The organism is Pseudotabrizicola sp. L79 (assembly GCF_036553525.1).
Taxonomy (GTDB): Bacteria; Pseudomonadota; Alphaproteobacteria; order Rhodobacterales; family Rhodobacteraceae; genus Pseudotabrizicola.
On record NZ_JAZHDA010000051.1, the window covers coordinates 95,985 to 111,401 of the forward strand.

A 15,417-nucleotide genomic window follows, 5' to 3' on the forward strand; every position below is an offset into this window, starting at 1 on the left:
GCAAACCGCGACAACCCGTTTCGCATCTGGAAACCGACCAGCCCACACTTCCCCTTCCCCGGCCTTTGCGCTAAGGCCGGACCCAAGAAATCAAAGGGACGCCCGCGATGAAATTCACCCTCTCCTGGCTCAAGGATCACCTGGACACTCAGGCCCCGCTGGATGACATCCTCTATGCCCTCACCGATCTGGGGCTAGAGGTGGAAGAGGTGGTGAACCCGGCCGCCAAACTGGCAGGCTTTACGCTGGCCAAGGTGCTGCACGCCGAACAACACCCCGATGCCGACCGCCTGCGCGTCTGCCGCGTCCAAACGGATGAGGGCGAAAAGCAGATCGTCTGCGGCGCCCCCAATGCGCGCGCGGGCATCACCGTTGTTCTGTGCAAACCGGGCGATTATGTTCCCGGCATCGACACCACTTTGGGCGTGGGCAAAATTCGCGGCGTCGAATCCCACGGCATGATGGCGTCCGAGCGCGAGCTGGAACTGTCAGACGAACATAACGGCATCATCGAACTGCCCTCGGGCGAGGTGGGCCAGAAATTCATCGACTGGCTGGCCGAAAACCGCCCCGGCACGGTTGACCCGATGATCCATATCAAGATCACCCCCAACCGCCCCGATGCGCTTGGCGTGCATGGCATTGCGCGCGATCTGGCCGCCCGTGGCCTTGGCACGCTGAAACCGCTGACCGTGCCGCAAATCGACGGCCAGTTTGACAGCCCCGTGCGCGTCGAAATCGACCCCGCGCTGAAAACCAAGGGCTGCCCACATTTCGCCGGCCGCCTGATCCGTGGCGTCAAGAACGGCCCCTCTCCGGCTTGGCTGCAACAGCGCCTGCGCGCCATCGGCCTGCGCCCGATCTCGGCCCTTGTCGATATCACCAACTACTTCACCTTTGGCCTGAACCGCCCGCTGCACGTCTTTGACGCCGCCAAGGTGCAGGGCGGCACGCTGCGCATCCACCCCGCCAAGGGCGGAGAGGAATTTCTGGCGCTGGACGGCAAGACCTACACCCTGCGCGACGGCATGATGGCCATTTCCGATGCCGCAGGCGTCGAATCGCTGGCGGGCATCATGGGCGGCGAACATTCGGGCTGCACCGAAGACACCACCGATGTCTTCCTCGAATCCGCCTGGTGGGATCCGATCACCATCGCCGCCACGGGCCGGGCGCTGAAGATCAATTCCGACGCCCGCTATCGCTTTGAACGCGGCGTCGATCCGGCCTTCACCCTGCCCGGCCTTGATATGGCGACGCAAATGGTGATCGACCTTTGCGGCGGCACCCCCAGCCATATCGCGCAGGATGGCGCCCCCATCGACACCACCCGCGCCTATCGGCTGAACCCGGCCCGCGTGATCAGCCTTGTCGGGATGGACATACCCGAGGCCGAACAGCGCGCCACCCTGACCGCGCTTGGCTTTACCCTGAACGGCGATATGGCCACCCCGCCCACCTGGCGCCCCGATGTGCTGGGCGAGGCCGATCTGGTGGAAGAGGTCGCCCGCATCGCCAGCCTGACCAAACTGGTGGGCAAACCGCTGACCCGTGGCACCGCAGGCGTGCCCAAACCGATCCTGACCCCGCTGCAACAGCGTGAACGCACCGCCCGCCGCACCATCGCGGCCTTGGGCTATAACGAATGTGTCACCTACAGCTTTATCGACCACCAGGCCGCCAGCCTGTTCGGCGGCGGGCAAGATGCCCTGCGCGTCGAAAACCCGATCTCGTCTGAAATGACGCATCTGCGCCCCGACCTGCTGGCCGGCCTTTTGCGCGCCGCTGCCCGCAATCAGGCGCGCGGCTTCATGGATCTTTCGCTGGCCGAAATCGGCCCCGCCTTTACGGGTGGCGAACCCGGCGACCAGCATCTGCAAGCCACCGGTCTGCTGGTGGGGGCCTCGGCCCCGCGTGATCCCTATGGCAGCCGTCGGCCCGTGGATGTGTTCGACGCCAAGGCCGATGCCGAATCGGTGCTGGCCGCCCTTGGCGCGCCTGCCCGCGTGCAGATCACCCGCAAGGTCGCCGCGTGGTGGCATCCCGGCCGCTCGGGCGTCATTGGCCTGGGGCCGAATGTGATGGCCACCTTTGGCGAAGTGCACCCCAAGATCCTGCGCGAATTTGATGTGAAAGGCCCGGCTGTGGCCTTTACCATCCTTGTCGCCAATATCCCCTATCCCAAGGTGAAAACCCCCACCCGCCCGGCGCTGACGATCAGCGATCTGCAAGCGGTGGATCGTGACTTTGCCTTTGTCGTCGATCAGGGGGTCGAGGCGCTGACTGCCGTCAACGCCGCCCAAGGCGCCGACAAGGCCCTGATCGAAAGCGTGCGGGTCTTCGACCAGTTCACAGGCGAAAAGGCCGAGGCGCAGATGGGGGCAGGCAAGAAATCCATCGCGCTGACCGTCCGGCTGCAACCCACCTCGGGCACCCTGACCGAAAAGGATATCGAATCCGTTTCGGCCAAGATCATCGAGAAGGTCACCAAGGCCACCGGCGGCACCCTGCGCGGGTGATCACCGCCTGCCCTCCTGTCTGCACCAAAGGTGCACGGGGGGTGCACAGGGGGTGCACAGCAAAAAGGCCGCATTTTCGCGGCCTTTTGTCATTCTGCGGCGGTGGGCCCGATCACCTTGGCGGGGTCATCCGGGGCCAACTCCTCAAAGTCGAAATTGTCCAATCGGCGGGCACGCTTGGTGGCCTTGTCGGTTGAAATCTTGATCTCTTCGATGTCTTTCGCAGCCTGTCCAAAATGGCGGTCAAGGTTTTCAACCCTTGCCCCCAGCCGCTCTACATCATTGTAAAGTAACGACAATTCCTTGCGGATCGCCTCAGCCTGCTCCCGCATCCGGGCGTCTTTCAGAACCGCCCGCATGGTGTTCAGCGTGGCCATGCAAGTGGTGGGCGACACGATCCAGACCTTGGCCGCAAAGCCTTCGCGCACCACATCGGGGAAATTGGCGTGCAATTCCGCATAAACCGCCTCTGACGGCAAAAACATCAAAGCCCCGTCAGCGGTTTCCCCCTCGATGATGTAACGCTCTGAAATTGCACGAATATGTGTGCGAACAGCCACCCGCAACAACTGCCCGGCCTCTTGCATCTGACGCGGATTTTCGGCCCTGCGCAGCGCTTCATAGGCCTCAAGCGGGAACTTGGCATCAATCACGATCGGGCCGGGCGGATTGGGCAAATGCACCAGACAATCGGCCCTTTTGCCAGTCGACAAGGTGGCCTGCATGGTAAAGGCATCCTTCGGCAGCGCCTTTTGCACGATGTCATGCAACTGGATCTCACCAAAGGCCCCACGCGTTTGCTTGTTTGAAAGAATATCCTGCAAACTCAGCACATTGCCTGAAAGCTTTTCGATATTGGCCTGTGCCTTGTCGATGGTTTCCAGCCGCTGATGCAACTCGCCCAATGATCGCGCTGTGCGCGTGGCAGTGCCATGCAGGCTTTCGCCCATCTGGCGCTGCACTTCGGCAAGGCGCTGTTCCATCATCCGCAGCATGGCCGTCTGGCTCACCGCCTGCGCCTCGCTGACATGGTGCAGGCCACCGGCCAACCGCTCTTGCCCGTCGCCCAACTGCTGCACCCGCTGCGACAGCCAGCCCATTTCGCGCATCAAAGGCCCCGCCATCACCGCCGACCGCCCCGCCGCCCGCCAGATCAGCACCAGCAAAATCAGCACGGCCAAGGCCACGCCACCCAGCACCAAAACCTCGGGCGCATCCCAGGCATAGCTTTGGCCAAACAGCGTAATCATCTGCGCCCAAACAGTTTTTCGATATCCGCCAGCTTCAGCTCCACATAGGTGGGTCGGCCATGGTTGCACTGGCCGGAATGGGGCGTTGCCTCCATTTCGCGCAACAGAGCGTTCATTTCCTCGGCCCGCATCTGCCGCCCCGACCGAACCGAGCCATGGCACGCCATCCGGCTGAGAACGGCATCAATCCGGGCCTTGACCAGCTGGCTTTGCCCCGCATCAGCCAGTTCATCCAGCACATCGCGCAGCAGCGCAGCCGCCGACACCTGCCCCAAGATCGCCGGAACCTCACGCACCGCAATGGCACCGCCGCCAAAAGGCTCGATCACCAGCCCAAGGCTTTCCAGCGCCGGGCCCGCCTCCAGCAAACGCGCCGCGTCGTTAACCGAAAGCTCAACAATTTCGGGGATCAATAGGGCCTGACGCGTGATTCCATGCTCGGCCATCTGGCGCTTTAGCCGTTCATAGACCAGCCGCTCATGCGCCGCATGTTGATCGACAATCACAATCCCATCGGCGGTTTGCGCGATGATATAGTTTTCATGCACCTGCCCCCGTGCCGCGCCCAAGGGGTGGGACGTCATCTCTGCCGGGGCCGCTTGATCGGCCAGCCGGGCCGATGGGGCCTCGGCAAAACCTGTGGGCGCAAAGGGGCCGGGGGCCTGCGCCACATAGGCCGATTGCAGCGCCTGCTCCGACGGGCGCTCAGGCGGTTGATAGCGCCACAAGGGCTGCATCACTGGCAGCTCGGGCCGCATCGCCGCCAGGGTTTCGGTCGCCACCGTAGATGACGCCCGATGCCCCGCCCCCGACAGCGCATGGCGCAGGCCACTGATGATCAACGACCGTGCAGCTTCGGGTTCACGAAACCGCACCTCGGATTTGGCCGGATGCACATTCACATCCACCCGTTCCGGATCAACCATCAGGTTCAGCACCGCCGCAGGATGCCGATCACGAGAGAGGAAGTCGAAATACGCCACCCGCAGCGCCCCCAGCAACAGACGATCCTGCACCGGGCGGCCATTCACAAAGATATACTGCTGCGCCGAAGACCCGCGCGAATAGGTCGGCAGTGCCGCATAGCCCAACAGCTGCAAGCCATCGCGCTCCAGGTCGATCTTCATGGCATTGGCGGTGAAATCGGCCCCGATGATGCCCGTCAGCCGCCCGTGCAGCGCATCGAACAGATCGCCAGACATCGGATCCGCACGAAACAGGCAGCGCGACGATCCGTCTGACACTTCGTTCAGGGTAAAGCCCACAAACGGCTCGGCCATGGCCAGGCGCCGCACCACATCGGCAATGGCCTGCGTCTCGGCCCGATCTGTGCGCAGAAATTTCAGCCGCGCAGGCGTGGCATAGAACAGATCACGCAGTTCAACCACCGTGCCCTTGGTCAGCGCGGCGGGCCGCACCTCGGCCATCCGCCCCCCATGCACCGCGATCTGCGCCGCCTCTTGCCCTTTGACACGGCTGGTGATCGTCAGCCGCCCAACAGCCCCGAGCGAGGCCAAAGCCTCGCCCCGAAAGCCAAAAGAACGGATGTTCAACAGATCAGACCCGTCGATCTTGGATGTCGCATGGCGCGACACGGCCAAGGGCAGATCTGCCCCCGTCATGCCGCAGCCATCGTCAGTGACCCGGATCAGGGTCTTGCCGCCCTCGGCAAAATCAACCGTGATGCGCGTCGCCCCCGCATCCAGTGCGTTTTCCACCAACTCTTTCACGGCCGAGGCCGGGCGTTCGACCACCTCACCCGCCGCAATGCGGTTGATGGCGGCCTCATCCAGTTGGCGGATCGGCGGGCGATCTGTGGATATATTGGGGGTCGAAACATTCATATCCCCAATTCTAGCAGGCCAAAGGGCCAAGAGCCATAGATTCGCTTAGTCGGTTGTTGCAACCCCATCGGGCTGGCCCACCACCACGAACCGCAGGGCCTGCGGCTGATACAGCCGTGCCGCAACCCGCTGCACATCCTCTATCGTGACAGCATTCACCTTGTCATTGCGGGTCTTGGGATAATCGGCCTCTAGCCCGATCATTTGCATTCCGACCAGAATGTTGGCGATCGAGCCGTTGCCATCAAAGCGCAACGGATAGCTGCCCGTCATATAGGTTTTTGCGGTTTCAAGTTCTTCGGGCGTTACCCCCTGGTCCGCCATACGCGCCCATTCACCGCGCACCACCTCAATCGCCTCGGCCACTGTGCCATTCGCAGTGGCGAACTGGCCCATATACAATTCGGCCTGATCATAGCCCACCAGATAGCTGCCAATGCCATAGGTCAGGCCGCGCTTTTCACGCACCTCTGTCATCAGACGCGCGCCAAAGCGGCCCCCGCCCATGATCTCATTCAGGATGGACGCCGCGAAGAAATCAGGATCATCGCGCTTCATCCCCTCATGGGCGAAAAGAACGGTCGATTGCGGGCCGGGAAAGTCAACCACGGTCACGCCACCGGTCAAATTCATCGGTGCCCGATCCGGCAGGGGCGCACCGCTGGCCGGCAGGCCCGAAAACAGCGCATCCAGCACCGCCCCCAGATCCGCCGCCGAGATATCGCCCGCAGCGGCCACATAGATGCGGTCGCGTGCCAGCGTGGCGGCATGGGCGGCCACGATATCGTCACGCGTCAGCGCCGCCACGGTTTCGGCCGTGCCATCACCGGGGCTGGCATAGGGGTGATCCCCAAAGGCCATGGCCCGCAACATGCGCCCGGCCAGACTGCCCGGATCTTTCTCATCCGACCGGATATTGGCCAGAACCTGGCCGCGCACCCGATCAACCGCTTCGGGCGGGAAGCTGGGTTCCACCAAGGCACGGCGCAGCAGATCCAGCGCCTGATCGCGGTTTTCGGTCAGAAACCGGGCCGAGACCGACACCGCATCTTCGTCGGCACCAAAGGAAAAGCTGGCCGCCAGCGAATCGCGGGCGCGGGCAAAGGCCGGGCTGTCCAGATCGCCAGTGCCTTCTTCAATCAGCGCCGTCATCAGGTTCACGGCCCCCCGTTTGCCCGGCTGATCCAGCGCCGTGCCCCCCCGAAAGCGAATTTCCAGCGCCGTAAAGGGGATGTTGTGATCTTCGATCAGCCAAGCCTTGATGCCCCCGGGCGAGGTGACGGTCTGAATATCAATCTCGGCCCGCAGGGGGGTGGCAAGCGCCAGAAACAAGGCGGCAAGACGCAGGATTTTCATCAGTTCGTCCCTTCTTCGGGCTGCAACCAGCCGGTCACGGCGCGGCGTTTGTCCAGCACCTCTTGCGCCACGGCCACCACCGCTTCGGGCGTCACCGCATCCAGCACGGCAGGCCAAGCCTGAATATCGTCAATCGTCAGGCCAATCGACAGGCCCTCGCCATAGCGGCGGGCCAGGCCGTCAACATTATCGCGCGCATAGATCTGGGCAGCGGCGATCTGGGTTTTGATCCGGGCAAAATCATCGGCATCCGGGCCGGCTTCGATAAAGGTGGCGATCACCGCATCCATCGCGGACTCTGCCTCGGCCAGCGTTTTGGTCGGGGAAGGCACGACAACGACGCCAAAGGTTGTGTCATCAACCGTTGTGCCATCGTAAAAGGCCGAAGAATAGACGGCCACCGGGTCCGGCCCGAATTGCAGCGCCTGCGCGAACAAAGAAGTGGTGCCTGAACCGCCCAAAAGTTCGGCCAGAATGGTCAGCGCAGCGGCTTTGGCCTGATCGCCCGGATCACGCTCGGGCGCCAGATAGCTGCGGATCACATAGGGCTCTGACACGCGGGCATCGGCATAGACCAAACGGCGTTCCGACAATTGCGGCGGTTCCGCCGGGCGGTCGCGTGGCATCAGGCCCTCTGACGGTTTCAACGGGCCGTAATGCTTTTCGGCAAGTGCGCGCACCTGATCGGGTGTGACATCGCCCGCCACCACCAGCGTGGCATTGTTGGGGGCGTAGTAGCGCTTGTAAAAATCCAGCGCATCCTGTCGGTCCAGCATCTCGATTTCATGCTTCCAACCAACGATTGGCACTCCATAGGGATGGTTCAGATATTGGGCCGCGCGGGTTTGCTCGCTCATCAAGGCGCCGGGGCTGGAATCGGTGCGGGTCTTGCGCTCTTCCAGAATGACATTGCGCTCGGTCAGCACATCCTGATCCAGCAGTTGCAGATTCTGCATCCGGTCAGCTTCCATCTGCATCATCAGATCCAGCCGATCCGCCGCGATCCGCTGGAAATAGGCGGTGTAATCCCAACTGGTAAAGGCGTTGTCTTCGCCGCCATTCGCCTCGACCGTGGCGCTGAATTCGCCCGGCTCAAGATTGGCGGTGCCCTGAAACATCAGATGTTCCAGAAAATGAGCGATGCCGGAATGGCCGGGGGGTTCATCGGCGGCCCCCACGCGATACCAGATCATCTGTGTGACAACGGCGGCGCGGTGATCCTCGATCACCACAACATTCAGGCCGTTATCCAAAGAAAACGTCGTCACATCATCTGCGGCCTGCGCCGCGGTTGCAGACAAAAAGGCACACAGGGTTGCGCGATAAATCACCGCCGACCTCCCACATCATTTCAGGAACAAAGCTATGCGGCACAGGCGGGTGGTCAAGCCACCCCTACGGCATCGTGACTTACTGCGTCTCGCCGTCTTGCGGCGGCGGGGCCGAAGGTGTGCGCACCCCCAGCTTGCGCCAGCGGAACAACTCGGCATGCTGGTCAAGCGACATGTTTTCGTAGGCGCGGTAATAGACGTTCACATTGAACAGGCGTTCCAGAACCCGGCCGTTGTTGTCACGACGCCATTGCACGTCTTCGCTGGCCAATGTTGCGCGAATATTGCTGCTGACACCAAAGCGTGAGGCATGGCCCACAATCCCCGCATCCAAGCCAACCCCACGGCCCGGCGTGCCGCCAAGGGCCAGAATCGCGTCGGCCTCGGGCGTTGGGTCTGTCAGGTTGACACCTCCCGGCGTCGGTTCGGGCAAGGCTGCCAGATCCTTGGGCATTTCCAGCGGTTTGGGGGGCAAAATGCCAAATTCATCAGGCCCGGCCGTGGTCGAACGGATGTTCATCAATTGCGGGGCTTTATCACTGCCTCCACAGGCGGAAAGCATCACCGCGATGGTCATCGCGAGGAGTGTCCGTCCTGTCAGCATGTCTTGCCTCCGCACCTTGTCTGCCCCCTCTTAACCCAATCACACGGGCGCGTCACGGGGTCTTTCGCCCTTTACCCTTGGGCTTTGGCGCATCCTCGCCGCTTCCGGTAAAAAGGACAAGCCCGATGGCACCGAGAAAGATCGTAATATCGGCCACGTTAAAGGCATAGGGATTCTCGATGCCGCAGCAGGACATGTTCAGGAAATCGGCCACCGCCTCATAGACCACCCGGTCAATCACATTGCCAAGCGCCCCACCGATCAGCAGCCCCGCCGAGATCTGCACAAGCCGCGTCTGATGACTGCGGGAAATCCACCGCCAGACCCAGGCGGTGATCGCCAAGGACAGCGCCACCAGAAACCAGCGCACCAGATCGCCTTCGCCCGCGAACAAGCCAAAGTTGATGCCCCGGTTCCACGCCATGCGAAAGACAAGGAACGGGGGCACGATTTCGATCACGCCGCGTTCGATCAGGTTCAGCCCCTGCACCACGGCCAGTTTGGTGGCTTGGTCCAGAACGAAAGTCAGTGTTGCGGTCAGGGCGGCCAGCTTCATGGGGCTATCAGTGCCGGAAATGGCGCATGCCGGTAAACACCATGGCCAGCCCCGCCTCATCTGCGGCGGCGATCACCTCGGCATCGCGCATCGACCCGCCGGGCTGAATCACGCAACTCGCCCCGGCGGCTGCGGCCTCTATCAGCCCGTCGGCAAAGGGAAAGAACGCATCCGATGCCACGGCTGACCCGATGGTCAGCGGTTCGGGCAGCCCAAGGGCATCGGCCATCCGCTCGGCCTTTTTCGCGGCAATCAGGGCCGAATCAAGCCGGCTCATCTGGCCCGCACCCACCCCCACGGTGGCCCCATCCTTCACATAGACAATCGCGTTCGACTTGACATGCTTGCCGACCTTCCAGGCGAACAGCAGATCATCCAGCTGTTCAGGGGTCGGGGCCTTTTTGGTGACCACCTTCAGATCGTCGCGGCCAATGAACCCGGCATCCTTGTCTTGCACCAACATGCCCCCCGCCACTTGCCGCAAGGTCAGCGAGCGTTCCAGAACATCTGGCAAGCCTTCGGTCGTCAGCAGGCGCAGGTTCTTTTTCGCCGCGAAAATCGCCTTGGCCTCGTCCGAGGCACCGGGGGCAATCACGACTTCGGTGAAAATCTCTGTGATCGCCTGTGCCGTTTCCGCATCCAGGGGGCGGTTCAGCGCGACAATCCCACCAAAGGCCGAGGTGCGGTCACAGTCGAATGCCTTTTGATAGGCCTCCAGAAGGGTCGCCCCCTTGGCCACGCCGCAGGGGTTGGCATGTTTGATGATGGCCACAGCCGCCGTTTCGGCGGGATCAAATTCGGCCACCAGTTCAAAGGCCGCGTCGGTGTCGTTGATGTTGTTGTAAGACAGCTCTTTGCCCTGATGCTGCCGGGCCGTCGCCACGCCGGGCCGCCCGCTGCCATCCACATAAAAGGCGGCCTCTTGATGGGGATTTTCGCCATAGCGCAGGGTCTGCGCCAGCTTGCCTGCCACGACACGGCGGCGCGGTGCCACCTCTCCGATCGCGCCGGCCATCCAGCTGCTGACGGCGGCATCATAGGCCCCTGTCCGCGCATAGGCGATCTGCGCCATCTTCTGGCGGAAGGCATAAGTGGTCTGGCCTTCATGCGCATCCAGTTCGGCCAGCAAGGCGGTGTAATCCTCGACATCCACCACCGTCACCACAAACCCATGGTTCTTGGCCGCCGCGCGGATCATCGCCGGGCCACCGATGTCGATATTCTCGATCATCTCATCATAACCGGCCCCGCGGGCCAAAGCGGCCTCGAACGGATAAAGGTTGACGATCAGCAGATCAATCTGGCCGATCCCGTGTTCTTCCATCGCCGCCAGATGCTCGGCATTGTCGCGCAGGGCCAAAAGGCCACCATGCACACGCGGATGCAGGGTTTTCACCCGGCCATCCATCATTTCGGGAAAGCCCGTCACGTCTGAAACGTCGATCACCGGCAGACCCGCACGGCGCAGCAGCCCGCTGGTGCCGCCGGTGGACAACAACTCTACCCCCCGGTCATGCAGCGCACGCGCCAGTTCCAAAAGACCCGTCTTGTCAGAAACGGAAATCAGCGCACGGCGCGGGGCAACGAGATCAGTCATATGGCACACCCTTCGGTCCAGGCTCAGAGAGGGACCGGCAGATCATCCCGGTCCAGATCGCGGATGGCGGTGGGAGTATCCTGTGCCTTCGCCAAGGTCCAGCCGATACGCGTCTCGATTTCAGCCGCCAGCCCCGAAAGAATGATCTGTTTTGTCGCACGCGGGCGCAAGCGCCCCTTTTCAAGATAGACCGACGGCTCTAGCGCCAGCCGCGCCCGCCCGTCATGGCGAAACACCCAGATCTCGCCCGATTTCAAGGCCACCGACACCGCATTGCCGCCCATATCCAGCGTGGCATCGGCATCAGGATGCAGATGAAAGCGCAAGCTGAAGGGCACGCCGTTCAGCCCCGTTGCACTGAGAACTTGCTCAAAGCGCGCGCGGCCCTTGGGGTTCAGGGCCATCAAGCCGTCTTGCCCGGCAATCTGACGGCCATCCGACGACAAGGCCAGATCGCGCACATGGGTCAGCCCATGGGTCAGCGCCCAGCCATCATGCGCCAGATGCACGCCGCGCCCTTGCTCGGTGTTCATTTGCCGCAGGGTCAGCACATGGGCGCGCTCGGCCAAAGCCTCGCCACTTTTCTCGCCAAATCGCGATGACGATACGCCTTCGATGGCAAGGGTGGAATGCGAGGGCGTCGCACGCCCCGCCCGCCGCCATTCGGTGCCAAAGGGCGCGCCCGAACCACAGTTCACAACCAGTGGCCTGCGCCCCGACGTGACCTCAAAGGCCAGCGTCGAGGCATGGGCCGAATGCCCCGCCGCGCCACCGGGCGGATCGGCGGCATCCATGATCACCGTGGTCCGCCCCCCCGACAGGCGGACATATCCCATGGCCTGATGCTCGGGCGCCAGGGCCCGCGCACTGGCACTGGCCAAGGCATGATCCAGCCGCCCCTCCAGCCCGCGCCCGCCCCCGTGAAACCGCGCCAAACCGCCATCGGCATGGCGCAAGGCGCGCAAGGTGGGGGCAATCCGCTCCATCGCGGCCTGATGCGCTTCGGGCACCACATGGCCCGTCTCTGTCATCGCCAGTGCGGCCCAGTTCAGCAAGGTGAAAACGTCCAGCAATTCCTCGGGATTGCGGGTGCCGATCCCCCCACTGGCGTCAATTTCGCGCTCTGCCTCTGAGGCAAGCGCGGCAATCGCGGGGGCCACCAGCCCATCCATTCCCATCAGCGAAAGGCCCGCATAGACCAACCCCGTCAGCGCCTCAAACCGGGCCAGACCGGGGGCGGCCTGATGCCAGTGCGACGCCAGATAGCGTGTCTGCACCGTCAGCGCCGCATAATAGGCCTGTGTCTGGGCGCCATCCGCCCCATTCAGCAGAAAGATCGCATGGTGAATCCAACGGATCACCCGCCGCCCCGTCAGGTTGGGCGACCAACCCGGCCCCTTGCCCCGGCCAAACCGCCTGATCCAATCCTGCGTCCACTCTTGCGCCTTGTGGCGTGCCGGGGCATCGCCAAGGGCTGCCAGATCATCCAGCCAGACAAACCCCTGCGCTTCCGCTGCGAAATCGGCATCGGGTGCGGTGATCTCCCACAGGCCGTGCTCTGGCGCTTCGACCAACTGGCCGGCAAACAGATAGTTGCCCGCCAGCAATTGCCGCCCGCGTGCAACCATACCGATCGAGCGCGGATCGGGCGACGAGGTGAACCCCGCCGCTTTTGGCCCACGCGACGCGCGCCAGACGGCAAGGCGTGACCGCCATCCCCCGCTTGCGCCCGAGACCCAAAGTGACATGTTTCGCCCGCCCTGCTCGCCCGGATTCCCGGTGCATTCCGGGGGACAGCATAGCCGCAAACGACACGACCTGTCACCCCGGCTTTGCGCGGTCAGGCCAGATGATCCACCCGTGCCAGATATTGCGCCAGATGGCCCACTTCCCCCATCCAGCGCGCGATCAACGCCGGATCATGCGGGGCCGGATGCACCCCCACAGGCACCGCCCGCGCCAGCACCGCCTCAACCCCCAATGAGACCGGCACCGACACCAGCCGCGACATGGCAGACCCCCGCGCATCGCCCCAGGCATCCATGGCCCAGGTTTCATGGAACACCGCCTTGCCATCACGTTCAGCCTTCAGGCTGACGAACAGCACCACCCGGTCAGGCTCGCCCACGTCATACGAGTTTTCCTTAAGCAGATCATTCGCAATTCCGGTCAGCACCTGATCAACTTCGGCAGCGGGCTTGCCCTCCAACCCTTCGACCGTGCGGAAAATGCCCGACCATGCCTCGGCCCAGCCATTCAGGCGAATGGTGCCCCGCACGAAATCGCGCACCTTCCATGCCGGATCAAAGCGGTAATCCTGCATGAACGGATAGGAATCGCGGTTTGGATAGACCTCAAAGCTTTCGGGCTGCGGCAGTGGCGCGTCATAGGCGGTGATCGCATCCCACGGCCGGTTGACCCGCAGTTCACTGAAATTCTTCAGCGACCGCGACGGCGATTTCAGCGCCTTGAGCACACCCACCGGTGCCCAGCTGAACTTGTAGCGGAAGGGATTGGCAATTTTGGGCACGCCCCCGCAATAGCTGGTGAAGCTTAGCACATTTTCGGGATGATAGGCATGAGAGGCCCGATACCGCGCCACCAGATCATGCGCCATCAGGTGATCAATGCCGGGGTCAAGGCCGATCTCGTTCAGGCTGACCAAACCCTTGTCGCGAAACGCCTGATCCAACTCGCGCATTTCGGGCGCGATATAGCTGGACGAAACGAAATGCGCCCCACGGGCCAGACAGGCCCTGGCAATCGGCACGTGCTGATCGGCGGGCAACATCGACACGGCAATGTCACCCGGCTGCAATGCCTCGGTCAGGGTTTCCAGCGCATAGGCACGGATGTCTTGCGCCAGATCGCCCACCACCTTGCGGGCCTTTTCGACGGTGCGGTTCCAGACCACAACCTTGTGCCCGCCCTCGATCAGCCGCCGCAACCCCGGAACCGACGAAAGCCCCGTCCCACACCAATGAATCGTCATATCCGTGCTCCCTTTTCCTGCCCGCCTTGCGGCAGGAATTTTCAAAATTCCTGGCAAATTTCTTCAAAGAAATTTGCGCGTCGTTCAGACCGCAGCGCTGTGGCGGTCAAAATCCGCCTTTGCCCGCGCCCACACCCCTTGGCCCAGATCTGTCAGTGTCAGCAGGCTGGGCAGCAGTTGTGCGGCGTAATCCTCGCTGCTTTCCACCGGCAACAGCGACGGAAGATTGTCGATCGCCATCACATCCAGCGGCGGGTTTTCAGCCACCCGCAGGGCCGGGGCCTGCCAATCGGTTGCCCGGTCATAGACCTTGATCGGCGAGAAATCCGACGTCGGATCACAGGCGATATCGCCAATCACCGTCAGGCTGCGCGGATCGGTTTTGGCACTGGCAGGCACAAAGACCGGGCAGCCCGGACGGGCCAGGATGCAATTTAGGAAGATGTCATGTTGCAACACCTCGGGGAACGGCCCGCCCGAGGCTGTTTCAGCGATATCCCATTTCGTGACAGCCACACCCAAGGCAGTGCACAGATCAGATGCGCCCGTGCCCACCCGGCCAAGGGCGCCAATCACAATCGCGCGCGGGGGCGTAAGCCCAACCATTTCGCTTGCCAGATCATCCAGCAGGGCCTGCTTGCCCGGATATTTCGCCACCGGCCCGATCAGCCCACCCCGCCGCTGTGCCACCCAGACCTTCAGGCTGACGGCTGCGCCGGCGTAACCCGCCCAATAGCCAAAGGCCGCCACCCGGCGCCCGGTTTCATCAACCAGATATTCCAGATCATACAGCGTGCCCCCGCCCGCCTTGAACCGCTGCAACAGCACCTGTCCGGCAGGTTGGCCCTTGAAGGCATGGCCGAACATGATGTGGCGATGGCTCAGGGCCGTGCCATCCTCGGGCAGTTCCTTCAGGCCAAAGATGATCGCATCAGCCGGGGCCTTGGGCCACTGGTTTTCCTCGGCAATGTCGCAGCCGGCGGCCACATAGCCATCAATTCCAATCGCCCGCACCGATGACCTCTCGACCGTCACCTTGATGCCCGCCGCGATCAGCGCCGCGGCGCCATCGGGCGTCAGGCCCACGCGTTCTTCATTCGGGCGCTGTTCGGCCCGCACCCAAAGATGGGTCATCTTGACGATCCTTCCATGTCATAGCCTCGCCGCATTGCCCGTCTGCGCCACCCTTCGGCGGCCTGACAAGCTTCTCGCAGGTTTGAAAACCAGACCAGCAATTGCTGGCCGTTGCGCCCGCGCGCGCCCCATTCGCGCACCACTGAATATTCGCCAAAAAGGTTATAGGCCACCTCGACCCGGTAAAATCGGGGGCCCGGCCTTGCGTTCCGGATCAAGAGAAAGTTCAGCACA

12 protein-coding genes are annotated in these 15,417 nt (G+C 62.8%); 1 reads left to right on the forward strand and 11 read right to left on the reverse strand.

All coding sequences use genetic code 11. The features are described from left to right. Positions 1 to 107: 107 nt before the first annotated feature. Complete coding sequence (pheT, locus tag V3C85_RS12245) at positions 108 to 2,519, forward strand: phenylalanine--tRNA ligase subunit beta (RefSeq protein ID WP_331795382.1); 2,412 nt, start codon at positions 108 to 110, stop codon at positions 2,517 to 2,519. Positions 2,520 to 2,608: 89 nt separating this feature from the next. Here the strand turns inward: pheT and V3C85_RS12250 are convergent, their stop codons facing one another. The 11 genes from V3C85_RS12250 to V3C85_RS12300 form a co-directional block, all read right to left on the reverse strand. Continuing rightward, positions 2,609 to 3,769: a DNA recombination protein RmuC gene (locus tag V3C85_RS12250; protein ID WP_331795383.1), complete on the reverse strand. Its 1,161-nt coding sequence runs from the start codon at positions 3,767 to 3,769 to the stop codon at positions 2,609 to 2,611. Next, positions 3,766 to 5,613 carry a DNA mismatch repair endonuclease MutL gene (gene mutL, locus V3C85_RS12255; RefSeq protein WP_331795384.1) on the reverse strand — a complete coding sequence of 616 codons (1,848 nt, stop codon included), beginning with the start codon at positions 5,611 to 5,613 and terminating at the stop codon, positions 3,766 to 3,768. The genes V3C85_RS12250 and mutL overlap by 4 nt, the downstream gene beginning before the upstream one ends. A gap of 45 nt (positions 5,614 to 5,658) precedes the next feature. Continuing rightward, positions 5,659 to 6,969 carry a M16 family metallopeptidase gene (locus tag V3C85_RS12260; RefSeq protein ID WP_331795385.1) on the reverse strand — a complete coding sequence of 437 codons (1,311 nt, stop codon included), beginning with the start codon at positions 6,967 to 6,969 and terminating at the stop codon, positions 5,659 to 5,661. After that, positions 6,969 to 8,297, reverse strand: coding sequence for a M16 family metallopeptidase (locus V3C85_RS12265; RefSeq protein ID WP_331795567.1), 1,329 nt, complete (start codon positions 8,295 to 8,297; stop codon positions 6,969 to 6,971). The genes V3C85_RS12260 and V3C85_RS12265 overlap by 1 nt, the downstream gene beginning before the upstream one ends. An 82-nt stretch (positions 8,298 to 8,379) precedes the next feature. After that, positions 8,380 to 8,904 (reverse strand): DUF3035 domain-containing protein, encoded by a 525-nt coding sequence (locus tag V3C85_RS12270; protein ID WP_331795386.1) that lies wholly within the window; start codon positions 8,902 to 8,904, stop codon positions 8,380 to 8,382. A gap of 52 nt (positions 8,905 to 8,956) precedes the next feature. After that, the gene (gene lspA / locus V3C85_RS12275) at positions 8,957 to 9,460 is read right to left on the reverse strand and encodes a signal peptidase II (protein WP_331795387.1); all 504 of its coding nucleotides are present in this window, start codon (positions 9,458 to 9,460) and stop codon (positions 8,957 to 8,959) included. Between the two features lie 7 nt (positions 9,461 to 9,467). Further along, positions 9,468 to 11,057: a bifunctional phosphoribosylaminoimidazolecarboxamide formyltransferase/IMP cyclohydrolase gene (purH, locus tag V3C85_RS12280; RefSeq protein WP_331795388.1), complete on the reverse strand. Its 1,590-nt coding sequence runs from the start codon at positions 11,055 to 11,057 to the stop codon at positions 9,468 to 9,470. A gap of 23 nt (positions 11,058 to 11,080) precedes the next feature. Further along, positions 11,081 to 12,805: a heparinase II/III family protein gene (locus tag V3C85_RS12285; RefSeq protein ID WP_331795389.1), complete on the reverse strand. Its 1,725-nt coding sequence runs from the start codon at positions 12,803 to 12,805 to the stop codon at positions 11,081 to 11,083. A gap of 92 nt (positions 12,806 to 12,897) precedes the next feature. Further along, positions 12,898 to 14,049, reverse strand: a complete 1,152-nt coding sequence (locus V3C85_RS12290; RefSeq protein ID WP_331795390.1) for a saccharopine dehydrogenase family protein — start codon at positions 14,047 to 14,049, stop codon at positions 12,898 to 12,900. Between the two features lie 84 nt (positions 14,050 to 14,133). Continuing rightward, positions 14,134 to 15,183 carry a saccharopine dehydrogenase gene (locus tag V3C85_RS12295; protein ID WP_331795391.1) on the reverse strand — a complete coding sequence of 350 codons (1,050 nt, stop codon included), beginning with the start codon at positions 15,181 to 15,183 and terminating at the stop codon, positions 14,134 to 14,136. Further along, positions 15,180 to 15,416: a WGR domain-containing protein gene (locus V3C85_RS12300; RefSeq protein ID WP_331795392.1), complete on the reverse strand. Its 237-nt coding sequence runs from the start codon at positions 15,414 to 15,416 to the stop codon at positions 15,180 to 15,182. Before V3C85_RS12300 ends, V3C85_RS12295 begins: the two co-directional genes overlap by 4 nt. Position 15,417 lies beyond the last annotated feature (1 nt).

Excerpts from the sequence above, each read along its gene's own strand:
- mutL (WP_331795384.1), bottom strand. The coding sequence starts at position 5,613 with ATGAATGTTTCGACCCCCAATATATCCACAGATCGCCCGCCGATCCGC.
- V3C85_RS12270 (WP_331795386.1), bottom strand. The coding sequence starts at position 8,904 with ATGCTGACAGGACGGACACTCCTCGCGATGACCATCGCGGTGATGCTT.
- V3C85_RS12295 (WP_331795391.1), bottom strand. The coding sequence starts at position 15,183 with ATGACCCATCTTTGGGTGCGGGCCGAACAGCGCCCGAATGAAGAACGC.
- lspA (WP_331795387.1), bottom strand. The coding sequence starts at position 9,460 with ATGAAGCTGGCCGCCCTGACCGCAACACTGACTTTCGTTCTGGACCAA.
- purH (WP_331795388.1), bottom strand. The coding sequence starts at position 11,057 with ATGACTGATCTCGTTGCCCCGCGCCGTGCGCTGATTTCCGTTTCTGAC.
- pheT (WP_331795382.1), top strand. The coding sequence starts at position 108 with ATGAAATTCACCCTCTCCTGGCTCAAGGATCACCTGGACACTCAGGCC.
- V3C85_RS12290 (WP_331795390.1), bottom strand. The coding sequence starts at position 14,049 with ATGACGATTCATTGGTGTGGGACGGGGCTTTCGTCGGTTCCGGGGTTG.
- V3C85_RS12260 (WP_331795385.1), bottom strand. The coding sequence starts at position 6,969 with ATGAAAATCCTGCGTCTTGCCGCCTTGTTTCTGGCGCTTGCCACCCCC.
- V3C85_RS12285 (WP_331795389.1), bottom strand. The coding sequence starts at position 12,805 with ATGTCACTTTGGGTCTCGGGCGCAAGCGGGGGATGGCGGTCACGCCTT.
- V3C85_RS12250 (WP_331795383.1), bottom strand. The coding sequence starts at position 3,769 with ATGATTACGCTGTTTGGCCAAAGCTATGCCTGGGATGCGCCCGAGGTT.